The 16,627-nt window shown below is 66.8% G+C and carries 15 protein-coding genes and 1 pseudogene; 13 read left to right on the top strand and 3 right to left on the bottom strand.

All coding sequences use genetic code 11. The annotated features are described in order from the left end of the window. The first annotated feature begins 63 nt into the window (after positions 1-63). Positions 64-1,272, top strand: a complete 1,209-nt coding sequence (gene lhgD / locus RIL96_RS01175) for an L-2-hydroxyglutarate dehydrogenase (protein WP_310547163.1) — start codon at positions 64-66, stop codon at positions 1,270-1,272. A 10-nt stretch (positions 1,273-1,282) separates the two neighbouring features. Further along, a complete protein-coding gene (locus RIL96_RS01170) occupies positions 1,283-1,999 on the top strand; it encodes a GntR family transcriptional regulator (RefSeq protein ID WP_310547162.1) in 717 nt (238 codons plus the stop codon). Between the two features lie 47 nt (positions 2,000-2,046). Here the strand turns inward: RIL96_RS01170 and RIL96_RS01165 are convergent, their stop codons facing one another. Beyond that, positions 2,047-3,192, bottom strand: a complete 1,146-nt coding sequence (locus RIL96_RS01165) for an Mrp/NBP35 family ATP-binding protein (RefSeq protein WP_310547161.1) — start codon at positions 3,190-3,192, stop codon at positions 2,047-2,049. A gap of 101 nt (positions 3,193-3,293) precedes the next feature. Between RIL96_RS01165 and RIL96_RS01160 the strand changes: the two genes are divergently transcribed. Continuing rightward, entirely contained in the window at positions 3,294-4,247 is a 954-nt protein-coding gene (locus RIL96_RS01160; protein ID WP_310547160.1) for a general stress protein, read from the top strand. A 66-nt stretch (positions 4,248-4,313) separates the two neighbouring features. On the opposite strand, the gene RIL96_RS01155 is transcribed toward RIL96_RS01160, so the two are convergent. Next, the gene (locus tag RIL96_RS01155) at positions 4,314-5,867 is read right to left on the bottom strand and encodes an aminopeptidase P family protein (protein ID WP_310547159.1); all 1,554 of its coding nucleotides are present in this window, start codon (positions 5,865-5,867) and stop codon (positions 4,314-4,316) included. Between the two features lie 193 nt (positions 5,868-6,060). Here RIL96_RS01155 and RIL96_RS01150 point away from each other — a divergent pair, with 193 nt between their 5' ends. From RIL96_RS01150 to RIL96_RS01110, 9 genes are all read left to right on the top strand, one after another. Next, positions 6,061-6,918 (top strand): PHP domain-containing protein, encoded by an 858-nt coding sequence (locus RIL96_RS01150; RefSeq protein ID WP_310547158.1) that lies wholly within the window; start codon positions 6,061-6,063, stop codon positions 6,916-6,918. Positions 6,919-6,977: 59 nt separating this feature from the next. Continuing rightward, entirely contained in the window at positions 6,978-7,640 is a 663-nt protein-coding gene (locus tag RIL96_RS01145) for a TetR/AcrR family transcriptional regulator (RefSeq protein WP_310547157.1), read from the top strand. A gap of 195 nt (positions 7,641-7,835) precedes the next feature. After that, positions 7,836-8,069: a DUF3107 domain-containing protein gene (locus tag RIL96_RS01140; protein WP_310547156.1), complete on the top strand. Its 234-nt coding sequence runs from the start codon at positions 7,836-7,838 to the stop codon at positions 8,067-8,069. Then, complete coding sequence (locus tag RIL96_RS01135) at positions 8,066-9,622, top strand: DEAD/DEAH box helicase (protein ID WP_374761814.1); 1,557 nt, start codon at positions 8,066-8,068, stop codon at positions 9,620-9,622. Before RIL96_RS01140 ends, RIL96_RS01135 begins: the two co-directional genes overlap by 4 nt. A 75-nt stretch (positions 9,623-9,697) precedes the next feature. Then, positions 9,698-10,525 (top strand): DNA-methyltransferase, encoded by an 828-nt coding sequence (locus RIL96_RS01130; protein ID WP_310547154.1) that lies wholly within the window; start codon positions 9,698-9,700, stop codon positions 10,523-10,525. Positions 10,526-10,638: 113 nt separating this feature from the next. Further along, the gene (locus RIL96_RS01125; RefSeq protein ID WP_310547153.1) at positions 10,639-11,484 is read left to right on the top strand and encodes an ABC transporter ATP-binding protein; all 846 of its coding nucleotides are present in this window, start codon (positions 10,639-10,641) and stop codon (positions 11,482-11,484) included. After that, positions 11,447-12,184, top strand: coding sequence for an ABC transporter permease (locus tag RIL96_RS01120; protein ID WP_310547152.1), 738 nt, complete (start codon positions 11,447-11,449; stop codon positions 12,182-12,184). Before RIL96_RS01125 ends, RIL96_RS01120 begins: the two co-directional genes overlap by 38 nt. Continuing rightward, positions 12,181-12,846 (top strand): ABC transporter permease, encoded by a 666-nt coding sequence (locus RIL96_RS01115; RefSeq protein ID WP_310547151.1) that lies wholly within the window; start codon positions 12,181-12,183, stop codon positions 12,844-12,846. Before RIL96_RS01120 ends, RIL96_RS01115 begins: the two co-directional genes overlap by 4 nt. An 89-nt stretch (positions 12,847-12,935) precedes the next feature. Further along, positions 12,936-13,820, top strand: a complete 885-nt coding sequence (locus RIL96_RS01110) for an ABC transporter substrate-binding protein (RefSeq protein WP_310547150.1) — start codon at positions 12,936-12,938, stop codon at positions 13,818-13,820. 326 nt (positions 13,821-14,146) lie between these two features. Here the strand turns inward: RIL96_RS01110 and RIL96_RS01105 are convergent. Beyond that, a pseudogene (locus RIL96_RS01105) lies at positions 14,147-15,442 on the bottom strand (glutamyl-tRNA reductase); the annotation flags it as partial. A gap of 48 nt (positions 15,443-15,490) precedes the next feature. On the opposite strand from RIL96_RS01105, the gene hemE reads away from it, so the two are divergent. Beyond that, the gene (gene hemE, locus RIL96_RS01100) at positions 15,491-16,618 is read left to right on the top strand and encodes a uroporphyrinogen decarboxylase (RefSeq protein WP_310547148.1); all 1,128 of its coding nucleotides are present in this window, start codon (positions 15,491-15,493) and stop codon (positions 16,616-16,618) included. Positions 16,619-16,627 lie beyond the last annotated feature (9 nt).

Below are 16,627 nucleotides of genomic sequence, written 5' to 3'. Positions count from 1 at the left end.
TGCAGATTCTGGTGGGGTTGGTGTATATCCGGGCAGGGTCGGTGCAGATCAGAGAGGAAACCCATGGCAGAGCTGCGCGTCGCCGTCGTCGGCGGCGGGATCGTCGGACTCAGCGTGGCCGCCGAGGTGCTGCGCCGCCGTGACGGGGCACAGGTCGTGGTCTTCGAGAAGGAGGACCAAGTCGCCGCGCATCAGAGCGGGCGTAACTCCGGGGTGGTCCACGCGGGTCTGTACTACGAGCCGGGAAGTCTGAAGGCCCGGCTCTGTCGCCGGGGAGCCGAGCAGCTGCGTGACTTCGCAGAAGAGCACAGTGTGGCTTACCAGGAATGCGGAAAGGTCCTGGTCGCCCAGAGTGCCGAGGATGAACATCGACTGGCCGAGATCTTCGCCCGCGCGCAGGCCAATGGGGTACCTGAGGTTCAGATGCTGGGGCCTGATGGGCTGCGTGAGGTGGAACCCCATGCCGTCGGCCGTGCGGCACTGTACTCTCCGCACACTGCCATCATCGACTACTCAGGTGTGGCCCGAGCGCTGGCTGGGGTGATCGCCGACTCCGGGGGAGAGGTCCGCCTCGGGCAGGAGGTCACCGGCATCGACGAGCAGCCCGGCGGACGCATCCGGGCCCGGGCTCCGTGGTCGGATGGGGAATTCGACGTGGTGATCACCTGTGCCGGTCTGCAGGCTGACCGGCTGGCTCGCGCCGGAGGTCAACAGCGCGAGCCGGCGATCGTGCCGTTCTTCGGCGACTACTTCGTCGTCGACGCGCCGCACGATGAGTTGGTCCGCGGGCTGATCTATCCGGTGCCGGACCCCCGCTACCCGTTCCTCGGCGTGCACATCACTCGTCACATCAGCGGAGAGGTGCACCTCGGCCCCAACGCCTTTCTGTCCTTCGCCCGCGAGCGCTACGGCCCCGGACGGGTCGATCCGAAGGATCTCCTCGAGGTGCTGCGTTTCCCCGGGTTCAGACGTTTCGCCGTCGCCAATACGGCGGCAGCCCTCCGGGAGGTGCGCACAGTGGTCAGCCGTCGGTTGTTCCTGCAGGAAGCTGCGGGGCTGCTGCCTGAGCTGGAGTCAGCGCAGATCCGCCGCGGCCCGCGCGGTATCCGTGCCCAGGCGATGCGAGCCGACGGAACGCTCGAAGATGACTTCGTGATCACCGGCGCCGGCCAGGTGGTCCACGTCCGCAACGCCCCCTCCCCGGGGGCGACCAGTTCGTCGGCCATCGCCGGGCACATCGTGGACCGGGCATTCGGCGGGGCAGGGGTCTGAGGCGGTGACGATGGAATCGGTGGAACGTCACGCCACACTGACCGAGCAGATCACCGCGCAGCTGCGGGCAGCCGTACTGGACGGTGAACTCGTCCCCGGCGAGCGCTACAGCGCCGGGGGGCTCGCTGAGCGGTTCGGCGTCTCGCGGACACCGGTCAGGGAGGCTCTGCTGGAGTTGGAGCGCTCCGGGCTGGTGCGCATCGAGAAGAACCGTGGTGTCAGTGTGATCCCGTCATCCTTGGAGGCGGTGGTGGACTGTTTCCAGCTGCGTCTGATGTTGGAGGCCCCGGCGGCCGGGCGCGCCGCGGCCGTCGTCGACGAGCGCAGCGCAGAAGGAGTGGAGAGCCGGTTTCAGGTGATGGAGGAGGCGGCAGCCCGGGGTGATGTGGACGGTGTGCTGCGCGCTGACCGGGACTTTCATCTTGAGGTGTTGGCGCTGGCGGATAATCCGCAACTGGTGAAAGTGCTGGAGGATCTGCGTAATACCGTGCTGCAGCGCGGCATCGCCACTGTGCCGCTGAGTCGCTCTCTGGAGGAGCTCGTGGCCGACCACCGGGATGTCCTGCAGGGGATCCGTGACCGTGACCCGGCTGCGGCCTCAGCGGCGATGCATCGTCATATCCTCAATACGGTCACGCTGCTGATCCGTAGGGAGGCTGCCGCTGATGAGACCTGTGAGGAGCAGATCCTGATGGATCGGCTGTTGGCCTTGGCTCCCCGACGGTGAGCGATTCAGGGTGGGTGAATCAGAGGGAGTAATTCGGGATGAGCGATTTAGACCGGGCTGACCGGCAGACTGCGGTCGGCGATACCCCGCGGACGCGAGGCCAGCTTCGCAGCGATGTCTCGCAGGGCCGCCCCGGCGGGGGAGCCGGGGGCAGAGAGGACGACGGGATCCCCGGCATCGCCTGCCTCACGCAGCCCGAGGTCCAAGGGGACTGAGCCGAGCAGCGGGACGTGTCCCCCGAGGGTCTCGGAGAGCCGTTCGGCCACGGTGCGTCCACCTCCGGAGCCGAAGAGCTCGAAGGTGGAGCCGTCGGGAAGCGTCATCGGTCCCATGTTCTCGATCACCCCGGCGACCTTCTGCTCCGTCTGAGTGCTCAGCGCTCCGGCGCGTTCGGCGATGGAGGAGGCCGCGGCCTGCGGCGTGGTGACCACCAACAGTTCGGAGCCCGGCAGCAGCTGGGCCGTGGAGATCGCGATATCTCCGGTGCCGGGGGGAAGATCAAGCAGCAGGACGTCGAGGTCGCCGAAGTGGACATCGGTGAGGAACTGTTCCACGGCCCGGTGCAACATGGGGCCGCGCCAGGCCACCGGGCGGTTGTCCTGGACGAACATGCCGATGGAGATGGTCTTCACCCGGTGGGCCACCGGCGGCAGGATCATCTCGTCCAGCCGGGTGGGGGACTCCGTGATGCCCATCAGGTCTGGGACAGAGAAGCCGTGGACGTCGGCGTCGACGATGCCGACTTTGAGGCCCTGCTCGGCCATCGCGCAGGCCAGATTCACGGTCACCGATGATTTCCCGACCCCGCCCTTGCCGGAGGCCACCGCATAGACCCGGGTCAGCGAGTCCGGCTGGGCAAAGGGGTTGGTCTTGGCTCCGGAGCCGCCGCGCAGATGCTCCTTCAGCTCAGCACGTTCTTCCGGGGTCATGACGCCCAGCTCCACCTCGGCGGTCCGTACCCCCTGTGCGCGGACGGCGGCGGCGGTGACGTCCTCGACGATGCGTGAGCGCATCGGGCAGCCTTCGATGGTCAGTTTGATGCCGATGTGTGCGGTGCCCGCGGAGTCGACGTCGATGCCTGAGACCATGCCGAGCTCAGTGATCGGCAGGCGGATCTCGGGGTCCAACACTTCGGCCAGACGGCGGCGGACCAGGTCCTCGGTGGTGCGCTCGTTCAGATGCGGATCGGACACTCCTCCAGTCTAGGGCCCTGTGGACAGTGGATCAGCCCGGCTGAGCCAGGCTCTGAGCGAACTCCGAGGTGCCCCGGCCGGCACTCCGGCAGAATGGAGTCATGGCGATGAATGCACCGATGGTCCAGGGTCAGAGCGGCGGGCTGCCGCGCGGAGAGCTGCTCGGCCGGTACCGCAGCTACGAGGAGGCGCAGAAGGTGGTCGCTCACCTCGCCGCCTCTGAGGGCTTCGACATCAAATACCTCAGCATCGTCGGCAATGACCTGCGCACGGTGGAGCATATCCGCACCCGGCTCTCCTACCCGCGGGTCGCACTCGGCGGTGCTGCCCAGGGCGCACTGTTCGGAGCGTTCATCGGCCTGCTGATCTTCACCTTCAGCCCTGACTCCACACCCCTGGACATCATCATGGCGATTCTGATGGGTATGGCGATCTGGATGATCGTCGGCGTCGTCGGGTACTCCGTGCGCAGGGGCCGCCGTGACTTCGCCTCTTCGTCCCAGCTGGTGGCGACCACTTTCGACGTCGTCTGCGATTTCAGCGTGGCCGCGCAGGCGCGTCAGCTCGTCCCCGGCGCCGGAGTGACGAGCCTCGGCCTCCACAATGATCCGACCTCACCGGCAGCTTCTCAGCCCGGGCCCACGACGCCCGGGGCGACAGCGACCTCGAGCAGCCACCACAACACGGCGGACCGCACTGCCGAGACCTCGGAGAACACACGGTCGAACACTGGCTACGAGGACCTCCCCGACGGGCGACCCCGTTTCGGTGTCCGGGTGGGCGGGGAGACTGTGGCGACGCAGACCTCGGTGACGCAGCAGACAGCTCAGGCGCATCCGGACAGCCCACCACCTGCTGAGGGGCCTGCCCAGGCGGAGCACCAGGAACACGGCTCGCCTCGGGAACACGGCTCATCCCAGGAACATGGCGCAGCCCAGCACACTGAGGAATCGTCAGAACGCTGCGCCTCGGAACCTGAGACCTCGGAGTCCCACACCGAAGGACCCTCGGACTCAGATACCAGCGAGCCTGAGGACTCCGGCCCCCGAATCTGAGCATGCCGTCAGAAGGTTCTATGGGAACCCCTGTCTCGTGTCAGGCTCAGCTGTCTAGCGTCAGGCTTAGTCGCGGTCGGCCCAGATCTGCTGCATCCAGGCCTCGACGGCCTCCGGGGTGCGCGGCAGATCCCGGGAGAGGTTCTCGTAGCCATCGGCGGTGACCACCACGTCATCCTCGATGCGCACACCGATGCCGCGGTACTCCTCCGGCACCGCCAGGTCCTCCTTCTTGAAGTACAGGCCTGGCTCGATGGTGAACACCATGCCCTCTTCGAGCACGCCGTCCAGGTACAGCTCCCGCTTGGCCTGAGCGCAGTCGTGGACATCAATCCCCAGGTGATGTGAGGTCCCGTGCGGCATCCAGCGCCGGTGGTGCTGGCCGGACTCGCTGAGCACCTCCTCCAACGGTGCGGGCAGCAGTCCCCACGCATCCAGCCGCTCGGCCAGCACGCGCACCGCGGCCTGATGGATCTCCCGGAAACGGACCCCCGGACGGACCACATCGAACGCGGCATCGGCGGCGTCGAGCACCGCCTGGTAGATCCTGCGCTGCACCTCGGAGAAGGTGCCGCTGACCGGAAGTGTCCGGGTGATGTCGGCGGTGTAGAGCGAATCGGCCTCCACGCCGGCGTCGAGCAGCAGCAGATCCCCGTCGGCGACCTCACCGGTGTTGCGGATCCAGTGCAGCACCGTCGCGTTGTTCCCCGAGGCCGCGATGGTGTCATAGCCGAGGTCGTTGCCCTCCAGCCGTGCCCTGGCGAAGAAGGCACCCTCCACGATCCGCTCGCCGCGGCGGTGCCCCACGGCGGAAGGCAGTGCGGCGACGACGTCGGCGAAACCGCGCATCGTGGCCTGAGCCGAACCGCGCAGCTGGTCGAGCTCCCACTCGTCCTTGACCAGACGGATCTCGGAGACGAACTCCGTCAGCTCCGCATCCAGCGAGTCCGAGGCCTCTAAATCGACTCCGGTATTGATCCGGGAGGTGTCCACCAGGGCCTCGACGTCGAGATCCACCTCGCGCAGCAGCCTGATCCGCGTGCCGCCGATCTCCACTGCCCCGGCGTTCTTCGTCACGGCTGTCTCCAACTCGTCCAACGGGGCGGTGCGCAGCCCGAGCCGGGCGTTGAACTCTTTCAGCGTTGGGCGCTCGCCGATCCAGAACGCCCCGTAGCGTGCGTCGGCATAGAACTCCTCGGAGTCCCGGCCGGCGGTGGGTTTGAAGTAGAGCGTGCAGAGGTGGTCTGAGCCGTCGTCGCCCTCACCGGGATCTGTCGGTTCGAAGACCAACGTGGCATGTGGCTCATGATCGAGGCCGAGACCGGTCAGATGGGCGAAGGCCGAATGGGGGCGGAACCGGTAGTCGGTGTCATTGGAGCGGACCTTCAGCGGCCCGGCAGGAATCACCAGGCGCTCACCGGGGAACCGCTCCGAGACCCGCCGCCGGCGCTGGGCGGCATAGTCGGCGACCTCATCTCGCTCTGGCTCTGGGCGCTCGTCGGCGGCCCATTCCGAGGCCATGAAGGCGCGGAACGCCTCGGAAGTAGGCCGCTGCGAACGGTTTGCGCCCCGGTCCTGAAGCTCCTGATGGTCCTCTGCGCTGGTCTGCTCTGAAGTCATGGAGCCAGTCAATCACGAGCCTCCGACAGCTTCAGCAAGCCGCCCCCACTATCGAGTATCCCTGGCTTTGTGAGGAATCCCGTGGAACATACGGCGGGAGAACTCACAAAGCCAGGGATACTCGATAAGTGGGGGAGGGGACGGCTGCGCAGCCGGAGATGCCGTGACAAGCAGTGAAGATACAGTGAGAGGTATGACCGTGGATCTGCATACCCACTCGCTGATCTCCGACGGCACGCAGCGCCCGGCGGAGGTCGTCGCCGAGGCTGCCCGCGCCGGACTGACCGGACTGGCGCTGACTGACCATGACACCACTGCTGGGTGGAGTGAGGCTCGCACCGCGGCCGAGGAGCTCGGCATGATGTTCGTGCCGGGTACGGAGATCACCACGCTCACCGACGACGGCATCAGCGTCCACCTGCTCAGCTATCTGCATGATCCCGAGCACCCGGGTTTGCAGGAGGCCATCGCCACAGCCCGGGACGGTCGCACCGACCGAGCACGCAGAATGACCGCGCGGCTGGCCCGGGACTTTCCGGTGACCTGGGACGACGTCGCCGCTCAGATCGCTGAGGGGGCCACCGTCGGACGCCCGCATCTGGCCGATGCCCTGGTCACCCGAGGCGTGGTGGGGGATCGGCAGGAGGCCTTCGACCGGCTACTCCACAAAGACTCTCCCTATTATGTCTTCCAGCGCAACATCGGCACCACACGGGCCATCCGACTGGTGCGGGAGGCCGGAGGAGTACCGGTGATCGCCCACGCCATGGCCTCCAGCCGGGGGCGTACCGTCAGTGAGGATCAACTGGAGGCCTTTGCGGCGGCCGGACTGGGCGGAGTCGAGGTCTACCACCGTGACAACCCGGATGCCGGGCGCGAGCGTCTGCGGGCCTTCGCCGCGCGGCATGACCTGCTGATCACCGGGTCCTCCGACTATCACGGTGCCGGCAAACCCAACATCATCGGGGAGAACAGCACCGATCTGGACACTGTGCAGGCGTTGATCGATCAGTCCGGTACGCAGCCCGGCGTGCAGCCCGGCTCGGCGTGAGTAGGCCTGAGTATCGGCTGTGTGATCCCCTCACTGTGTGATCTCGTACACTGAACCCAATGAGTCACGCACACTCCTCCAGCCCCGCCGCCCCGCACAGCCGAGCGAAGCGACTGCCCCGTGATGAGAGGCGCAGGCAGCTGTTGGACTGCGCCCTGCAGGTATTCGTGGCCAAAGGGTATTACGGGACCTCGATGGACGAGATCGCTGAAGTCGCCAGGGTCTCCAAACCGGTGCTCTACCAACATTTCCCGGGGAAGCGTGAGCTGTTCCTCGATCTGCTCGGCACTCATCTGGATCAGCTGCAGGCGATGCTGACCGAAGCTCTGGAGTCCACCGATGACAACAAGGAGCGGGTCACCGGGACTGTGACCGCGTTCTACGAGTTCATCGCGCGTAAAGACGAGGCCTACCGGCTGCTCTTCGCCTCCGGGATGGACAACGACGAGGAAGTCGAATTGCTGCTGACCAGGTTCTTCGACGCCGTGGCCGCCGCCATCGCCGAGGTCATCGCCGAGGACACCGGCCAGCCGATGGTCGCCGCCCGGATGCTCGGCCACGGGCTCATCGGGATGGCGGTCACGTCGGCGCGGCATTGGATCAGCCTCTCTGAACGCCCTGACATGGAGGTCTCCTCGGAGATCACCGCCCGCCTGGCATGGCGAGGGATCTCCGGTTTCCCGCTGGAGCCGGAGCTGCCGTCGGCCGGTCAGACGGCATAACTGCCCGCTGGCCTCTGCGGTAGAACCCTGGGGCCGGTCTGTGCCGCCGAACTCTGCGGCCGGTCTCTGCGCGGTCCGTGTTCTCGGCGCAAGCGTAAGCGCCGCCGCAGTGGGTAGTATCGAGGGCAGGAACGAATCCACCGATCTGCAGGGACGTCGTTGAAAGATGCGTCCCGCCCGTTCACAAGGAGTGGCATGGAAGTACGCATTGGTGTCCAGCATGTGGCCCGCGAGCTCGTCGTCGACACTGACGCCTCCACGGAGGACGTCGAGAAGATCGTCGCCGAGGCTCTCGAGGGCGGCAAAGCGCTGCTGACGCTGACCGACCGCAGGGAGAAGCGTGTGGTCGTACCCACCGCGACGATCGGGTATGTGGAGATCGGCTCCAACACGAAGCAGACCGTCGGCTTCGCCGCGGTCGCCGAATGAAAGAACATATGACTGAAGAGAACACGGTGAGCTTCTCCGATTTCGACGTCCGCCCGGAGATCGTGGCGGCGCTCGAGGAGAAGGGCATCACCACCCCGTTCCCCATCCAGGCCGAGACACTGCCCATCGCATTGGGCGGCTATGACATCATCGGCCAGGCGAAGACCGGCACCGGCAAGACCCTGGGATTCGGCATCCCCGCAGTGCAGCGTGTGGTCACCCCCGACGACGACGGCTTCTCCGAGCTCCCCGTCCCCGGTGCTCCGCAGGCGCTCATCGTCACCCCCACCCGGGAACTCGCCGTCCAGGTGGCGGGGGACCTGAAGGTCGCCGGCGCCCGCCGGGGGATCCGGATCTCCACGATCTACGGCGGACGAGCTTATGAGCCGCAGATCGAAGAGCTCAACCGCGGTGTCGAGATCGTCGTCGGGACTCCCGGACGGCTCATCGACCTGCACCGGCAGCGGCACCTGAAGCTCTCCAACGTCGAGATCGTCGTGCTGGATGAGGCCGACGAGATGCTTGACCTCGGATTCCTGCCCGATGTCGAGACTCTGCTCGCCGCCGTTCCTGAGGTGCGCCAGACCATGCTGTTCTCGGCGACCATGCCGGGGCCTGTGGTCTCGATGGCGCGCCGGTACATGACCAAGCCGACGCATATCCGCGCGGCTGATCCCGCCGATGACGGAGTGACGAAGAAGGACATCCGGCAGGTGGTCTACCGGGCGCACCAGCTGGACAAGGATGAAGTGGTGGCTCGTATCCTGCAGGCCGAGGGCCGCGGGCGGACCATCATCTTCACCCGGACGAAGCGCCAGGCCGATAAGCTCTCCGGCGAGCTGACCTCGCGCGGTTTCGCTGCTGGGGCCATCCACGGTGATCTGGGACAGGGGGCTCGTGAGCAGGCGCTGCGGGCTTTCCGCAACGAGAAGATCGACGTGCTGGTGGCCACCGACGTCGCGGCTCGCGGCATCGACGTCACTGACGTCACCCACGTGATCAACTTCAACTGCCCCGACGACGAGAAGACCTACCTCCACCGGGTGGGCCGCACTGGTCGTGCCGGTCAGAAGGGTACTGCGGTGACCTTCGTCGACTGGGAGGACGTCCCCAAGTGGAAGCTGATCGACCGGGCACTGGGCCTGGGCCAGCCGGAGCCTGCGGAGACCTACTCGTCTTCGCCGCACCTGTTCGAGGACCTGGACATCCCGAAGGGCACGAAGGGCCGGCTGCCGCGGCATAAGCGGTCCAAGACCGGGCTGGCCGATGAGGAGCTCGAAGAGCTGGACGGCCCCGGTGAGGAGAAGCGCTCGGCAGGCCGTTCCGGTGGCGGACGCTCCGGCGGCGGCCGTTCTAGTGGTGGCCGTTCCGGCGGAGCTCGGCAGCGCGGAGGACGCAACAGCAGTGGCGGGCGCGGCAACGGCGGCGGTGAGGCGGCTGAGTCCTCGAAGGAGGGCCAGAGCTCGTCCACCTCAGGCGGCGGGCGGGGCTCGTCGAATTCGAGTGGTGGGCGTCGGCGCCGTCGTCGTCGAGTGAATCGCTCGGAGTCCTGAGGTGCTGCGGCTGACCTTGCGCCGTCCCGCGTGAGCTGCGCGGAGCGTCGTGCCGACCCGTCCGCCGGGTCCCTGGTGATCGAGGGAGACAACCTTGAGCACCTGGGGTCCCTGCCGGACGGGTCGTTCGCGATGATCTACCTCGACCCGCCATTCAACACAGGCCGGGCACAGCGCCGAGTGCGCACCACCAATGAACGCCGCCCCAGCGGCGAGGGAAACCGGCTGGGCTTCGCAGGCCGCAGTTACCACACGGTGCGTGAGGTCTTAGCCGAATACGATGACACCTTCGCCGACTACTGGGAGTTCCTCCAGCCGCGGCTGCTCGAAGCGCATCGGCTCCTGGCACAGACCGGGACGCTGTACCTGCATCTGGACTACCGCGAGGTCCACTACGTGAAGGTCATGCTCGATGCGATGTTCGGCCGAGACTGCTTCCTCAATGAGATCATCTGGGCCTACGACTACGGTGGACGGACCAAGAAGCGCTGGCCGACCAAGCACGAGACGATCCTCGTCTACGTGAAGGATCCCCAGCACTACTATTTCGACGCCGAGGCCGTGGAGCGGGAGCCGTACATGGCCCCGGGGCTGGTCACCGCCGAGAAGGCCGCACGGGGGAAGCTGCCCACTGACGTGTGGTGGCACACGATCGTCTCACCCACAGGGCATGAGCGCACCGGGTATCCGTCGCAGAAGCCGATCGGGCTGCTCCGCCGCATGGTTCACGCCTCATCGCGTCCGGGGGACTGGGTGCTGGACTTCTTCGCCGGATCCGGCACCTTGGGTGCGGCCGCGGCAGAGGCCGGACGGCGGTTCATCTGTATCGACTCCTCAGCGCAGGCGATCGACGTGATGGAGCGGCGGCTGGGTGCCTATGCGGAGGTGTTGCGCCGCAGATGAGCGGGGCGGCTTCCCATCGGCGCCTGTGCCCCGTACGCTCAGGGGAACCACACTCGCGCGATACCGCGGAGACGTGATGAACGCCCGCTGACCAGGAGTTTCGGAACGACACTATGATCGAGTTCCGCCACGTGGCGAAGACCTACCCCGACGGGACCACCGCCGTGGAGGACTTCAGTCTTACCGTCCCCTCGCACACCGCCACAGTGCTGTTGGGCTCCTCCGGCTGTGGCAAGACCACCCTGCTGAGGATGGTCAACCGCATGGTCGACCCGTCCTCCGGCCAGGTGCTCATCGATGATGAGGATCTCGCTGGGGTGCCTCCCGTGGCTCTGCGGCGCCGTATCGGCTATGTCATGCAGAATTCGGGACTGCTTCCGCACCGCCGGGTGATCGACAACATCGCCACCGTGCCCCGCCTCAACGGGGTCTCCACACGCCAGGCGCACAGCCGGGCCCATGAACTCATGGAGCTCGTCGGGCTCGATGCCGCCCTGGGCTCCCGGTACCCTGGGCAGCTCTCCGGCGGCCAGCAGCAACGTGTCGGTGTGGCCCGGGGCCTGGCCGCAGACCCGAATATCCTGCTCATGGACGAACCGTTCGGAGCGGTGGACCCTGTGGTGCGGATGGAACTGCAGCGCGAACTGGGCCGGATTCAGACTGAGGTGAAGAAGACCATCATGTTCGTCACCCACGACATCGACGAGGCGCTGGCCCTCGGTGACCACATCGTGGTCCTCAAGAGCGGGGGCGAGGTGGCTCAGAGGGGGACGCCGCAAGAGATCGTCGAGGCACCCGCCGATGACTTCGTCGCCCAATTCCTCGGTGTGGACTCGGGGCAGCGCAGCCTGCAGACCCGGCCGCGTCCCAGCGGCGGGTATACAGTGCTCGACGGCGGAGGGCGCCCCGTCGGAGTGCTGGATGGCCTCCCGGCTGATACTCCACGGTCAGATCCCTGAGCCGGCGATGGAGTTCCTCGACTGGCTCCGCTGGGGCCTGAACAACGCTGATCGCGTGCTCACCCTGACCCTCGAGCATCTGGCACTGAGCCTGCCTGCGATTCTGGCCTCACTCGTGGTCTCTGTGCCCATCGCTGCAGCGGCTAACCGTATCCGCGTACTGCGCGAGGTCATCGTCTCCGGCACTGGGCTGCTCTACGCCATTCCGTCACTGCCGCTGTTCATCGTGCTGCCGATCATCCTGGGTACCGGTGTGCGGGACACGATCAATGTGATCGTCGCGCTGACGCTCTTCGGCATCTCATTGATGGTCCGTTCGGCCGCAGACGGTCTGGCGGCTGTCCCTGAGCACGTCCGGCTTGCCGCCACGGCACAGGGTTTCTCCGCCTGGCGGCGTTTTCTGGGGGTGGACCTGCCGCTGGCCGGCCCGGCGCTGTTGGCCGGACTGCGGGTGGTCAGTGTGAGCACGATCAGCTTGGTCTCAGTCAGCGCAGTGCTGGGGGTGCAGTCCCTCGGCTCCTTGTTCACCGATGGGTTTCAGCGCAGCATCGTCGGGTCCATCGTCATCGGGATCCTGGCGACGGCCCTTCTTGCGCTGCTCATAGATCTGATCTTGGTGCTGGTGGGCCGCCTGCTGATGCCGTGGACGCGGATGGAGCGTCTCTCGGGGAGAGCGGCCGCGCGGGGGCGAGGCCGATGAACTATCTGATTGAGGCTGTTGAGCTGCTGCTGGCTCCGGAGACCTGGACAGGTGCCACCGGCATGGGGGTGCGCCTGCTGCAACACCTGCAGTACACCGCGCTGGCCGTTGCGCTCGCCGCCATGATCGCGCTGCCGGTCGGGTTGGCCGTCGGCCACTGGGGTGTGGGTCGGGGCCCAGCGGTGATGATCACCGGTGTGGTGCGTGCTCTGCCGACCTTGGGGCTGATCACCCTCGTTGCCCTCTTCACGGGGCTGGGGCTGACCGCTCCGATGGTGGCCCTGGTCATCCTTGCAGTCCCGTCGATCCTCGCCGGCGCCTACTCCGGGGTGGAGTCTGTCGACCCACCGGTGGTCGATGCCGCAACTGCGCAGGGGATGAGCACCTGGCAGGTCCTCTGGCGAGTCGAGGTCCCCCTCGGCCTGCCCATCATCATAGGTGGCCTGCGGTTGGCGGTGCTGCAGGTCGTCGCCACGGCGACGCTGGCTGCCTATGTCGGCTCAGGCGGGCTCGGTGCGCCCCTGTTTCTGGGCCTGCGGACCTATGACTACCCGCTGCTGCTGGCTGCTTCCCTGGTCGTCATCGTCCTGGCGATCACCCTGGAGATCGTCTTCGCCCTGACTCAGCGAGTGCTGCGTCGCGTCCTGAGAGGAACATCATGAACCACCACGATGCACAGAACCGTCAGCTCCGGCTGGACCGTACGGGAACCGCGTGCTTCAGGAGCCCTTCCCATGGGTTGGTCCTTGGCGTGTCTGCTCTTCTGCTGCTCACCGCTTGCGGCACTGATGATCCGATGGGCGGCGGTGAAGGTGGCGATGCCGAAGCAGACAGCGGGACGCTGGTGGTCGGCTCGCAGCAGTACTACTCGAACACGATCGTCGCCGAGGCCTACGCTCAGGTCCTCGAAGACCAGGGGTACGAGGTCGAGCGGGAGTTCGAGATCGGCCAGCGCGAGGTCTACCTCCCGGAGATGGAAGATGGGGCCATCGATGTCTTTCCCGAGTACACCGGCAACTTCTTGCAGTACTTGGATTCGGAGTCTGAGGCTTCGGATGCTGAGGAGGTGGCTTCTGGTCTTGAGGAGGCCATGCCCGAAGGGTTGACCGCTCTAGCCCCGGCCGAGGCGACGGACCAGGACAGCTATACGGTGACTGCTGACTTCGCCGAGGAACATGATCTCACTGAGATCGGGGATCTGGCCGATATCGACGAGGATCTCTCGGTGGCAGCAAACTCGGAGTTCCAGACCCGGCCCTATGGTCCGGACGGTGTTGAGGAGGTCTATGGTGTGGAGCTCACGCTCAACGCCGTCGAAGATTCCGGTGGACCGTTGACGATCAATGCCCTGGTCGACGGTGAGGTGCAGGTGGCCGATGTCTATACCGCGGACCCTGCCATCGAGGAGAACGATCTTCTCGTCCTGGAGGACCCTGAAGAGCTGATCCTTCCGCAGCAGGTCGTACCGATCGTCTCTGAAGCCGTGGACGACGAGGCTCGTGCGGCCCTGGAGGAGGTCTCCGCTGCCCTGGACCAGCAGGCGTTGCTGCAGATGAACACCCAGTCGGTGGAGGACCAGTCCGAAGCCTCTGAGGTGGCCCGTGACTGGCTGCAGCTCGAGGGTCTCATCGACTGATCCCCGCTGCTGATCCCCACCACCCCAGGTTGACTCTGGAGTTGGTGCCCTTTTGGGGCCGTAAAGGCGCTCAAAAGGGCACGAAAAACAGAGTCACCGCGGGTGGGGTGTGGACGAGGGCCGGGGCGCCGCTGGGGTGGAGCGAGAGCCGCGGGTGGGGAGGCTCAGGACGCCTGTCGGCCCAGGCCGCGTGCGACGTCGAGACGCTCGATGCGGAACTCGCCGGTGCGGTGGTGACGGCAGAACCCGCCGTTGGGCACCTGCTGGAGATAGGCGGCCATCTGGGCCAGTTCGGCGGCGGTGAACTCCTCCATGCGCCGACGCTTCGCCGGTGCGGCGCGTTCCGGCTTCTCCCGAGGCGTCACCTCGAGGCCGAAGACATCTTCCAGCGCCTGGATGTAGTCCTGGCTGCGCCCCTCCGATGCCAGCTCACGGGCCCGAACAGTGGGAGTGTGCAGCAGCTTGCGGACCAGCCGACGCACCGCGAACTCGACCTCTTCGGCAGCGGCCGTACAGCCGTGCTGAGCCCGAATCCGCTCCATCTCGTCATCCAGCAGAGACAAGGTGTGACGCCGCAGCGCCACGATCGCATCATCGGCGCTGCGAGCGGCCCGTTCTGCCTGATACTCACCGACGGCGGCGCGGACCACTTCGCGTGCCTGCTCCACCGAGGCCTCGGCCTCATCGGGTGCGGCGAGCTTCACCGACTCCAGGGTGATCAGCTCCACCCCGGGGAGGTCGGCGACGTCGGCAGTGAAGTCATGGGAGAGGGCCAGATCGATGACGGTCAGCTCACGGGTGGCTTCGTCATCCGGGCGAATACCGGTCAGCGTGCTGATCTCCCCGGCGCTGATCCGGCGGCTGCCGCCGGAACAGCCGATGATCACATCGGCCTGCGCGAAGGCCTCCGCGAGATCCTCCATCCGCAGCGCCCGTGCGCCGCCACGCTCGGCGACGAACTGCTCGGCACGCCCAGAGCCGGAGAAGACCGCGATGTCGCGTACGCCCCGTTCGTGCAGCTGCGCCAGGGAGGTGCCTGCGTAGGCACCGGTGCCGACGAGCACCACGGAAGCGTTGCGGTAGAACGCCGTCGGATCCGGGTGCATGTCACCGGCCACATCCAGTGCCACCGAGACGATGGACCTGCCTCTGGAACCCAGGGCCGTGCGGGTGCCGACTTCTTTGGCGGTCCGGGTGGCCGATTCGAAGAGCTTGGTCAGAGTCCCTGAGGCGGTGCCAGTGGTCTGGGCCTCGGCGAGTGATCGCCGTACCTGCCCGGCGATCTCACGCTCGCCGATCACGGCGGAATCCAGCCCGGCGCCGACTTCGAAGAGGTGCGAGACGGCCTCGTCCTCAGTCAGGGTGCGGAACGAGGAGGTGATCAGTGTCCGGTCGAGCCCTGAGCCCTGGGCGACCGCCGCGATGAGCCGCTCGCGGGCCGCGGCGAGTTCCGTGGGATCCTCTGTGGCGGTCTCTGCGTAGATCTCCAGGCGGTTGCAGGTCGCCAGCGTCACGGCAGGCACATCTACGGAGCCGGCCACATCGGCCGCTCCTGAACTCATCTGGCCGAGCGTCTCAAGATCGAGGTCGGCGTGGGTTGCCACAAGGGAGAAAAGTGCCACGACGGACTCGATTCTACAACTTGTCGAGCGAGCAGGCAGAATTATGGCATGGCTTCTTCGACGGCTCAGTCCACTCTGCCTGCCCACCACCCGCTGGTGACCGGACGGACCGCAGAGTCCCCTCTGCTGAACCAGTACCGGGGGTCGCGGGACTCCGCGGGCACACCGGCCGCACCTCACCGGCGTCCGGTGTGGTTCATGCGCCAGGCCGGGCGGTCTCTGCCCGAGTACCGGCGGCTACGCGAGGGCACTTCGATGCTCGACGCCTGCCTGGACCCGGAGATGGCCTCGGAGATCACGATGCAGCCGGTGCGCCGTCACGACGTCGACGCCGCCATCTTCTTCTCCGACATCGTCATCCCGCTGCGCTTGGCCGGTATCGACGTGGAGATCGTGCCCAATGTGGGGCCGGTGCTCGGGACTCCGGTGCGCAGCCGGGTCGGCGTCGAGGCCCTGCCCGTCCTTGACGATGACGCCTTCGCCCCGATCACCGAGGCCGTCGGGCGGACCGTGGAGCAGCTCGGTGCCACCCCGCTGATCGGTTTCGCCGGGGCTCCGTTCACCCTGGCCGCCTACATGGTCGAGGGACGTCCGTCCCGGGATCATCTGGGCCCGCGCACGATGATGCACGCTGACCCCGACACCTGGCACGCGCTGGCCTCCTGGGCCGCTGATGTCTCCGGGCGCTTCATGCGAGCCCAGCTCGAGGCTGGGGCCTCGGCCGCGCAGCTCTTCGACTCGTGGGCCGGTTCTCTGGGCCGCACTGACTACGCCGCTCACGTGCAGGAGCACTCTGCCGCGGCGTTGTCCCATGTCTCCGGGCTCGGTGCTCCACTGGTGCACTTCGGCACCGGAACCGGGGAGATCCTGGATCTGATGCGCGAGGCGGGGGCGGACGTGATCGGGATCGACTACCGGGTTCAGCTCGATGAAGCCACTCGTCGGCTGGGCCCCCAGACCCCGTTGCAGGGCAATATCGACCCCGCCCTGCTCGATGCCGACTGGCCCGTCCTGGAGGAGCATGTGCGCCAGGTGATCACCAGCGGCTCCGAGGCGGCCGGCCACGTGCTGAACCTCGGCCACGGTGTGCCGCCCACTGCGAACCCCGAGGTGCTCACCCGGGTGGTCGAGCTGATCCACTCCGTAGAACCCAGCACGCCCTCCGCAGGGGCCTGACGTGGCGCC

The organism is Nesterenkonia aerolata (assembly GCF_031470965.1).
GTDB lineage: Bacteria > Actinomycetota > Actinomycetes > Actinomycetales > Micrococcaceae > Nesterenkonia > Nesterenkonia aerolata.
Note: the sequence above shows the minus strand (reverse complement) of the source record. Positions and strands in the feature narration are given on the sequence as shown.

Coding starts and splice junctions, on each gene's coding strand:
- lhgD (WP_310547163.1), top strand. CDS start 64: ATGGCAGAGCTGCGCGTCGCCGTCGTCGGCGGCGGGATCGTCGGACTC.
- RIL96_RS01170 (WP_310547162.1), top strand. CDS start 1,283: ATGGAATCGGTGGAACGTCACGCCACACTGACCGAGCAGATCACCGCG.
- RIL96_RS01160 (WP_310547160.1), top strand. CDS start 3,294: ATGGCGATGAATGCACCGATGGTCCAGGGTCAGAGCGGCGGGCTGCCG.
- RIL96_RS01155 (WP_310547159.1), bottom strand. CDS start 5,867: ATGACTTCAGAGCAGACCAGCGCAGAGGACCATCAGGAGCTTCAGGAC.
- RIL96_RS01150 (WP_310547158.1), top strand. CDS start 6,061: ATGACCGTGGATCTGCATACCCACTCGCTGATCTCCGACGGCACGCAG.
- RIL96_RS01145 (WP_310547157.1), top strand. CDS start 6,978: ATGAGTCACGCACACTCCTCCAGCCCCGCCGCCCCGCACAGCCGAGCG.
- RIL96_RS01140 (WP_310547156.1), top strand. CDS start 7,836: ATGGAAGTACGCATTGGTGTCCAGCATGTGGCCCGCGAGCTCGTCGTC.
- RIL96_RS01135 (WP_374761814.1), top strand. CDS start 8,066: ATGAAAGAACATATGACTGAAGAGAACACGGTGAGCTTCTCCGATTTC.
- RIL96_RS01125 (WP_310547153.1), top strand. CDS start 10,639: ATGATCGAGTTCCGCCACGTGGCGAAGACCTACCCCGACGGGACCACC.
- RIL96_RS01120 (WP_310547152.1), top strand. CDS start 11,447: ATGGCCTCCCGGCTGATACTCCACGGTCAGATCCCTGAGCCGGCGATG.
- RIL96_RS01115 (WP_310547151.1), top strand. CDS start 12,181: ATGAACTATCTGATTGAGGCTGTTGAGCTGCTGCTGGCTCCGGAGACC.
- hemE (WP_310547148.1), top strand. CDS start 15,491: ATGGCTTCTTCGACGGCTCAGTCCACTCTGCCTGCCCACCACCCGCTG.